This window comes from Cryobacterium sp. 10I1 (assembly GCF_035019805.1).
GTDB lineage: Bacteria > Actinomycetota > Actinomycetes > Actinomycetales > Microbacteriaceae > Cryobacterium > Cryobacterium glucosi.
The window spans coordinates 1-1,188 of the sequence record NZ_JASJVF010000493.1 but is presented as its reverse complement, the minus strand read 5'-3'; the positions used below and the strand labels follow the sequence as shown (position 1 = coordinate 1,188).

The 1,188-nt window shown below is 71.0% G+C and carries 1 protein-coding gene and 2 pseudogenes; 2 read left to right on the top strand and 1 reads right to left on the bottom strand.

From position 1 onward, the window contains the following. Positions 1-90: pseudogene (locus QN345_RS20685) on the top strand (aldehyde dehydrogenase family protein); the annotation flags it as partial. 108 nt (positions 91-198) lie between these two features. On the opposite strand, the pseudogene QN345_RS20680 reads toward QN345_RS20685, so the two are convergent. Then, a pseudogene (locus QN345_RS20680) lies at positions 199-384 on the bottom strand (GntR family transcriptional regulator); the annotation flags it as partial. 137 nt (positions 385-521) lie between these two features. Here QN345_RS20680 and QN345_RS19330 point away from each other — a divergent pair. Beyond that, on the top strand, positions 522-1,188 hold a 667-nt coding region (locus tag QN345_RS19330), incomplete at its 3' end, for a CaiB/BaiF CoA transferase family protein (protein ID WP_323509150.1).

Sequence of the window (1,188 nt, the reverse complement as noted above, 5' to 3'; positions counted from 1 at the left end):
GACGTCAAGCGCGTGCACCTCGAACTCGGCGGCAAGGCCCCGGTGATCGTGTTCGACGACGCCGACATCGACGCCGCGGAGCCGGGTGTGCAGGAGCGTCTCGTCCGGGGCATCCGCCTGGATCACGAAACTGCCGCCACCGCGGCCGCGACGGGTCTCGACGAGGCCGGTCTCGCGCAGGATCACGAGGCCCTCGCGGACTGTGATCAGGGCGACACCGAAACGGCGGGCGAGCTCCTGCTCGCTCGGCAGGCGTTCGCCCGACGTGAGGACGCCGAGGATGATGGCATCGGTCAGGCGACGGGCAACCTGCTCGGCGCGGCCGGCCTCGATGAGCTGGGCGAAGATCGCCTCCCGGGCGCCGGGTCGCAGCTGTGCCTCCATAGACTTCAATGTAGCCGACGGTGGCATGCTGGGAACTGTCGGACGGGTGCCGGAACCGAAAACATTCGGTATAGGATCACAACTGCGTCCCGTCGGTGTTGCCGGCCGGACGCGTCGATGGGGACCGAGGTGAGCTGATGCCGCACGAACCGTCGGCCCGCGCACCCCGGCTGAGGGTCGCCGATTTCTCGCGCGTGCTCGCCGGGCCGTATGCCACGATGATGCTCGCCGACTTCGGCGCCGACGTGATCAAGATCGAGAGCCCGGCCGGGGACGACACCCGGCAGTGGTTGCCGCCCACGGATGCCCAGGGCGCGTCCACCTACTTCGGTGCGGTCAACCGCAACAAGCGTTCGGTCGTCTGCGACCTCGGCACCGTCGAGGGACGGGCGGCGGCCTGGCGCCTCGCGACCACGGCGGATGTCGTGGTCGAGAACTTCCGGCCCGGCGTGATGGAGCGGTTCGGCCTCGGCTACGAGGCCGTGCGCGCCGCGAACCCCGGCGTCGTCTACTGCTCGATCACGGGCTTCGGTGCCGGTGCCGGTGCCCGGCTCCCCGGCTACGACCTCCTCGTGCAGGCCGTCGGTGGGCTGATGAGCGTGACCGGCCCGGTCGAGGGGGAGCCGAGCAAAGTCGGCGTCGCCCTCGTGGACGTGCTCGCCGGACTCAACGCGCTCAGCGGCATCCTGCTCGCGCTCCGCGAACGCGATTCCCGGGGCGATGCCGGCGCGGCCGCCGATCGCGTCGAGCGCCTCCCGCACGCTCGTGCCTCTCGGGTCGGTCGTCGCCAGGGCGACCTCGAGG